Raw genomic sequence first — 7,067 nt, 5'->3', positions numbered from 1 at the left:
GGGCGGTGGCGGCCTTCACCGCCGCCGGCACGTCCTACGCCACGCACGGCGAACCGCTCGTGCCGGTCTACGTCTTCTACTCGATGTTCGGCTTCCAGCGCACCGGCGATTCCTTCTGGGCCGCCGCCGACCAGATGACCCGCGGGTTCATCATCGGCGCCACCGCCGGACGCACCACGCTGACCGGCGAAGGCCTGCAGCACGCCGACGGGCACTCCCCCATGCTGGCGGCAACCAACCCGGCCGTCATCACCTACGATCCAGCGTTCGGGTACGAAATGGGCCACATCATCCGGGACGGCCCTTCCGCGACCACCTGCGCATCCCGATCACGGACGACCAGCTCGAAGCGGACCTCTACCGGCCGCCGTACTACCACCCCGGCATGGACTCCCCGGAGATCCAGTACCTGATGGACCGCCGCAAGCAACTCGGCGGCTTCGTCCCCGAGCGGCGGCCGGACCATGCGCCCGTGGAACTGCCCGATCCCGCAACCTATGGGGTCGCCAAGCGAGGCTCCGGCAAGCAGCGCTCAGCCACCACCATGGCCTTTGTGCGCCTGCTCAAGGACCTGCTCCGGGACAAAAAGTTCGGACACCGCATTGTCCCGATCGTGCCGGACGAATCCCGCACGTTCGGCATGGACGCGTTCTTCCCGACGGCGAAGATCTACAACCCGGACGGCCAGGGCTACCTCTCCGTGGACCGGGAGCTCGTCCTTGCCTATAAGGAATCGGCCCAGGGCCAGCTGATCCACCCGGGCATCAATGAAGCCGGGGCGGTGGCGGCCTTCACCGCCGCCGGCACGTCCTACGCCACGCACGGCGAACCGCTCGTGCCGGTCTACGTCTTCTACTCGATGTTCGGCTTCCAGCGCACCGGCGATTCCTTCTGGGCCGCCGCCGACCAGATGACCCGCGGGTTCATCATCGGCGCCACCGCCGGACGCACCACGCTGACCGGCGAAGGCCTGCAGCACGCCGACGGGCACTCCCCCATGCTGGCGGCAACCAACCCGGCCGTCATCACCTACGATCCAGCGTTCGGGTACGAAATGGGCCACATCATCCGGGACGGCCTGGAGCGGATGTATGGGCCCGGCGAAGCCGGGAAAGAAATTGCCGACAACGATCCGTCGCGGAACCTGATGTACTACCTCACGGTGTACAACGAGCCGATCTTCCAGCCGGCCGAACCCGTAAACCTCGACGTCAACGGCGTCCTGAAAGGCATCTACCGGGTGTCGGCGTCGGACTTTGAAGGGCCTAAAAGCCAGATCCTGGCCTCCGGCGTGTCCGTTCCGTGGGCCCTCGAAGCCCAGCGGGTCCTCGCCGAGGACTGGGGCGTCTCCGCGGACGTCTGGTCCGTGACCTCCTGGACCGAACTGCGCCGCGACGGCCTCGCGGCAGAAGAAGAGGCCTTCCTGAACCCCGGCCAGCCCGCCCGCGTCCCGTTCGTGGCCCAGCAGCTCGCCGGTGCCACCGGGCCGGTCGTGGCGGTCACCGACTACATGAAGGCCGTGCCGGACCAGATCCGGCAGTTCCTGCCGCACCAGTTCGCCTCACTCGGCGCGGACGGCTTCGGCTTCTCCGACACCCGCGCCGCGGCCCGCCGCTTCTTCAAGAACGACATCCACTCGATTGTAGTGAAGACCCTCCAGCTGCTGGCCTCGCGCGGAGAGGTCGACGGCGGGGCGCCCGCCTACGCGATAGACCGCTACAAGCTCCTGGACGTCAACGCCGGGACCACCGGCGGATCCGGCGGCGACGCCTGAGAAGCGCGTTATGGTGGGCAAATGAGCGACAGCAGAGCGCACGGCACCGGATCCGGCGGCACGACGGCGGTGCTGCTGGCCGCCGGAGCCGGGACCCGGCTGGGGCTCGGGCCCAAGGCGTTGCTCACCTTCCATGGCCGCACGCTGGTCGAAGTGCTCGCTGACGTGCTGCTCGCGGGCGGCTGCCGGGAGGTGGTGGTGGTGCTTGGCGCGGATGCGGCAAGGGTCCGCGCCGCCACCGACCTCGGCCGGCACCGGGTCATCGACAACCCGCACTGGGCCAGCGGGATGGGCAGCTCGTTCCGGGCCGGTATCGCCGCGGCGGCCCCGGAGGACCACGTGCTCATCGCGCTGGTGGACCAGCCCGGGCTGACCACGGAGACCGTGGCCCGGCTGCTGACGTCGCATCGGCCAGGCCGGGTGACGGCGGCCGCCTACCGCGACGCGGACGGGAAACTGCAGCGGGGACATCCGCTGCTGCTCGATGCCGGACTTCGCACCGAAGCCGCGGAAACCGCTACGGGCGACGCCGGCGCCCGGCATTTCCTGCGGGCCAACCCGGACCTGGTTTATCTGGTGGACTGCAGTGACCTCTCCGGCGGCGAGGACCTCGACTCTGCCGACCAGCTGCACCTCCTCGACCAGCGCCGGTTTTAGCGCGAGTGAGCCAAAAACTCCTGCAGTCCACGCTTGAACCCGGACCGGCCGCCGTGCGCCGGGTGCCTGATTTTCGGCACGTCCATGCCGCTGCGCTGCAGGCTGCGGTAGGCCACGTTGCCCACGGCCACCACGGTGTCGATGCGGAACGCCTCAGCGAGCGCCTGCCAAAACGGAGTTCCCAGCGCAGCCTCGGAAGCCTTTGGCGTGCGGTTGGACAGCGGCCGCCCGGGCACGTGGGTGTGCCACGGGCAGGCGCTCCACAGCAGGGGCAGGAATTCCAGCTCGGCCAGCACCTGCCACATCACCGTGGCCGTCGGCTCCGCAGCGATCCCCGCAGCATCCGCCGGGAGCACGTAGCCCTTCCCCGGCCCGAAAAGCCCAAACTCGTTGGCGGGGCCCTCGAACATGGTGCGGTTCGTGAAGGGAACCCCGGTAATCCTCATGCCTCTGTAACCGGGGGCTTCCCCCACGAGCAGGACCTTTGGGTCGCGGTCCCGCATCTCCCGCAGGTAGATGGCCAGGTTCCGCCGGCGCTGCGCATTTACCGGCACGGTGTGGTCAAAGAAGTTGTTACACCCCGGCCCTGTTTCCACAGCCGCAAGACGGTCAACAAAGCCATCGATGGAGGATGAAGTCATTCCGTACCCGTTTCGTTGACAGCCGGTAGGTCCTCCAGAATATCCGGGCCGCTACACCGTCGGCGCAGGCGTGCCGCTTTAGCATGGGGGGATGACGGACATGACCATCTTCACGGTGGGGCACTCCATTCATCCCATTGGCGAATTCATCGGCATCCTGCAGGCCCACGGCGTCAAGAAGCTGATCGACGTGCGCACCGTCCCGAAGTCGCGCCACAATCCACAGTTCAACGGGGACGCGCTGGCCGCGAGCGTGCGGGCCAGCGGAATCACCTACCGGCGAATGGAATCCCTCGGTGGTCTGCGGCACGCCCGGAAGGACAGCCCCAACGGCGCCTGGCGCAACGCGTCGTTTCGGGGATATGCGGACTACATGCAGACCGAAGAATTCTCCGCGGCCATCGACCAGCTGCTGGACCGCGGGCGGGCCAACGATTCCGCAATCATGTGCGCGGAAGCCGTCCCGTGGCGCTGCCACCGCTCGCTGATCGGTGACGCGCTCCTGGTCCGGAATGTCGGGGTGCTGGACATCATGACGGAAAAGTCCGCGAAACCCCACACCCTGACTTCCTTCGCACGCGTTGAGGGGAAGCGGGTGTGGTACCCGCCGGCCTAACGTCGGCTACGCCAACTACAACGCGAGGTCAGCTACGGCCCTGAACCACGCCGCCATGGGCCGTTTCTGACCCTGCATTGGTTTGAGGAGGGTCTACCAGCGCGGGTGGATGGTTTCGCGGAAGTAGCGGTCATAGATTTCGCGGACGCCGACGTCGAACGTTGCGTCAATGCCGCTGACATCCGCCGCGGCGGCGTTGGCGCGCGCCTGGTCCACGTTCCGCGCGCCCGGGATCACCGTGCTGACGCCGTCCTGCGCCGCGATCCAGGCGATGGCCGCCTGGGCGGTGCTGACGCCGTCGGGCACCAGTTCCTCGAACTCGGCCACCGCTTTGAGGCCCTGGCCGAAGTCCACGCCGGAGAAGGTTTCTCCGACGTCGAACGCCGATCCGGTGCGGTTATAGTTCCGGTGGTCGTCCTCCGCAAAGGACGTCTCCGCGGTGTATTTGCCGGAGAGCAGCCCGGAGGCGAGCGGGACGCGGGCGATGATTCCCACGCCGGCGGCCTCGGCGGCGGGCAACACTTCATCCAGCGGCTTGAGCCGGAAGGCGTTGAGGATGATCTGCACGGTGGCCGTGCCTTCGTGGCGCATTGCTTCGAGGGCTTCCTCGGTCCGCTCCACACTGACTCCGTAGTTCCGGATGACGCCCTCGGCCACGAGCGTGTCCAGCGCGTCGTAGACCTCGTCGTTGCTGTACACGGCGGTGGGCGGGCAGTGCAGCTGGACCAGATCCAGCTGCTCGACGCCCAGGTTGCGCCGCGACCGGTCCGTCCATGTGCGGAAGTTGGCGAGGTTGTAGTTCTCCGGCCGCTGCTCCACCCGCCGGCCCATCTTGGTGGCCACCGTGATGTCCAGGCCGGGGTTGTCGGCCAGGAAGGCGCCGATGGCCTGCTCACTGCGGCCGTCGCCATAGACGTCCGCGGTGTCGAAGAACGTGACGCCCGCTTCGACGGAGGCCGCCAGGATGGCCTGCGCCTGCGCGGGGTCCACGTTGCCCCAGTCCGCGCCAAGCTGCCAGGTCCCCAACCCGACGGTGGAGACGTTTCGTCCGGTTTTGCCCAAGATTCGTTGTTCCATCGTCCGACTATAGGCCGTCAGCGGCCTCAAAGCGGGGGAACCAGCCCTGCCTCTTTCAGGCCCAGGTAGATCTTGTCCCGGGAGATGGGCAGCTGGGAAAACCTCACGCCGGTGGCGTTCCGGATGGCGTTCGCGAGCGCCGGCGCCACCGGGTTGAACGGGCTCTCGCTCATGGATTTCGCGCCCAGCGGGCCCAGCTTGTCGCTGGTGTCGGCGAAGTACACCTCGCTGCGCGGCACGTCGGCGAAGGAGGGGACGTGGTACTGCCGCAGGACGTCGGTGGTGACGCGGCCGGCGTCGTCCACTGTGACCTCCTCGTAGAGCGCAGAGCCGAGGGCCTGCGCGATCCCGCCTTCGATCTGGCCGCGGCACTGGCGCGGGTTGACCACCACGCCGGCATCGGCCGCCTGCACGCTCTGCAGGATCCGCAGCTCCCCCGTCCCGGTGTTCACCGCCACCCGGAAGCCCTGGACATTGAACGCCACCGAGCGCGGCGTCCCGCCCCAACGCCCCTCGGCGGCGAGCTCGACGCCGGCCTGCTCCGCGGCGCCGTAAATTTCCGTCAGGGGCACCAGGGTTCCCTCGCAGACCACGGCGTCCATGTCCAGGACGCAGCCGGAGGGCGGCACGCGGCGGAGGCCGGCGGCGAAGGCGCGGATGCGGAGGGCGAGGTCCTCTGCGGCGGCCAGCGTCGCCTTGCCGGCCACCACGGTGCCGGCAGATCCGAACGCGCCGGAATCGTGGTCCACGAGGTCGGTGTCGGACTGCCGGAGGGTGACGCGGGCGGCAGAGGTAGACAGCGCGGTGGCCGCGAGCTGCGCGTGGACGGTGGTGGTGCCGTTGCCGAATTCTGCCGTCCCGACGTCGGCGGCGTAGGTCCCGTCGGGCAGGAGCCGGAGCCTGGAGTGGGCAAAGTGGCCGCGTGGCGGGACGGTGTCGATCATGGACAGGGCAGTCCCCTCCCCGACCACCCAGTCCGGTCCCGGGCTGTCGAGGCCGGCCGCACGCCAGCGTTCCCGTCCACGGGCCAGGGCGTCCTCCACCAGCTTCGTGCACTGGTCCAGGCCGTAGCTGCCGTAGCGGACGTCTTCCTGGGGCTCGTCGCGGATGGACAGCATGTCGTCGCCTTCCCGGACCATGTTCCGGCGGCGGAACTCCAGGGGGTCCATGCCGATCCCTGCCGCAAGCTCGTCGATGCCGGATTCGATCGCGAAGATCATCTGGCTGAGCCCGTAGCCGCGGAAGGCACCGGACGGCACGGTGTTGGTGTACACGGCGTGGGCGTCCACTTTCTTGTTGGCGCATTTGTACACCGCCAACGACTCGCCGCAGCCGTGGAACATGACCCCGGTGGCGTGGTTGCCATAGGCGCCGGTGTTGGTGAGCACCTCCAGCTTCAGTGCGGTCAGCCTCCCGTCGCGGCTGGCGCCGGCCTTGAGATGGATGGTGAAGGGATGCTTGGTGGTGGCGGCGGTGAACTGTTCGGTCCGGGTAAATTCAAGCTGCACGGGGCGGTTGAGCTTCAGGGCCGCCAGAGCCACGACGTCCTCGGTGAGCACCTCTTGTTTGCCGCCGAAGCCGCCGCCCACCCGTCCGGCAACCACCCGGATCTGCTCTTCCGGCAGGCCGAACACCCGGCCCAGGGTGCGCCGCACCAGGAACGGGACCTGGCTCGAGGTGCGGATCAGCAGGCGCCCGTCACCGCCGATGGAGGCGATGGAGGCATGGGTTTCGAGCGCCATGTGCTGCACCCGTTGAGTCCGGTACGTGTGTTCGTGGATGAAGTCCGCCGCGGCGAACCCGGCCGCCATATCGCCGAGCTCGGAATGCAGTTCCGCGACGACGTTCCGCTCCGGCCGGCTGATGCGGGCCGTGGTTGCGTCCTTGTCCCCGTGGAGGGCGGGGGCGCCGGGGAGCATGGCGTTCTCCGGGGTGAAGACGGCGTCCAGCACCTCGTAGTCGACCTTCAGGGCCCGCACGCCTGCCTCCGCCGCCGCCACCGTGTCGGCGACGACGGCGGCGACGCGCTGGCCGGTGAACCGCACGACGTCGTCAAACACTCGGGTGTCGTCCGGGTCGTCGGTGTAGAGCTCGTGCTGCGCGGTCGAAAACAGCTGCGCCGGGGAGTCCTCATGGGTGAAGACCGCCGCGACGCCGGGAATCGCTAGCGCGGCTGCTGCGTCGATGGAGCGGATCCGGGCGTGGGCATGCGGGGAGCGCAGCAGTTTCGCGTGCAGCAGCCCGGGCAGTTCTTCGGCCGGGACGTCGAGGGTGTAGCGGGCCTGCCCCGTGACGATGGCGA

General features: G+C 68.5%; 5 protein-coding genes and 2 pseudogenes. 4 read left to right on the top strand and 3 right to left on the bottom strand.

The genetic code is table 11. The features are described 5' to 3' along the window. The 3 genes and pseudogenes from Y706_RS29115 to nboR form a co-directional block, all read left to right on the top strand. Window positions 1-413: pseudogene (locus Y706_RS29115) on the top strand (pyruvate dehydrogenase (acetyl-transferring), homodimeric type); the annotation flags it as partial. Next, window positions 305-1,774, top strand: a pseudogene (locus Y706_RS23475) (pyruvate dehydrogenase (acetyl-transferring), homodimeric type); the annotation flags it as partial. The pseudogenes Y706_RS29115 and Y706_RS23475, both read left to right, overlap by 109 nt. Window positions 1,775-1,795: 21 nt before the next feature. After that, window positions 1,796-2,431: a nicotine blue oxidoreductase gene (gene nboR / locus Y706_RS0103630; protein WP_028275499.1), complete on the top strand. Its 636-nt coding sequence runs from the start codon at window positions 1,796-1,798 to the stop codon at window positions 2,429-2,431. Here nboR and Y706_RS0103625 read toward each other — a convergent pair. Continuing rightward, window positions 2,428-3,072 carry a uracil-DNA glycosylase gene (locus Y706_RS0103625; protein WP_028275498.1) on the bottom strand — a complete coding sequence of 215 codons (645 nt, stop codon included), beginning with the start codon at window positions 3,070-3,072 and terminating at the stop codon, window positions 2,428-2,430. The two genes, nboR and Y706_RS0103625, sit on opposite strands and share 4 nt — an antisense overlap. 91 nt (window positions 3,073-3,163) lie before the next feature. Between Y706_RS0103625 and Y706_RS0103620 the strand changes: the two genes are divergently transcribed. Further along, window positions 3,164-3,688: a DUF488 domain-containing protein gene (locus Y706_RS0103620; RefSeq protein WP_028275497.1), complete on the top strand. Its 525-nt coding sequence runs from the start codon at window positions 3,164-3,166 to the stop codon at window positions 3,686-3,688. A gap of 93 nt (window positions 3,689-3,781) precedes the next feature. Here the strand turns inward: Y706_RS0103620 and Y706_RS0103615 are convergent, their stop codons facing one another. Together Y706_RS0103615 and Y706_RS23470 are read right to left on the bottom strand one after the other, a co-directional pair. Further along, complete coding sequence (locus tag Y706_RS0103615; protein ID WP_028275496.1) at window positions 3,782-4,765, bottom strand: aldo/keto reductase; 984 nt, start codon at window positions 4,763-4,765, stop codon at window positions 3,782-3,784. 26 nt (window positions 4,766-4,791) lie between these two features. Continuing rightward, window positions 4,792-7,067: xanthine dehydrogenase family protein molybdopterin-binding subunit (locus tag Y706_RS23470; protein ID WP_043434517.1), on the bottom strand; the 2,276-nt coding region annotated here is incomplete at its 5' end.

It is taken from the genome of Arthrobacter sp. I3 (assembly GCF_000520575.1).
Lineage (GTDB): Bacteria > Actinomycetota > Actinomycetes > Actinomycetales > Micrococcaceae > Arthrobacter > Arthrobacter humicola_A.
The sequence above is the reverse complement of the archived record's forward strand: the minus strand, read 5'-3'. Positions and strand labels throughout refer to the sequence as shown.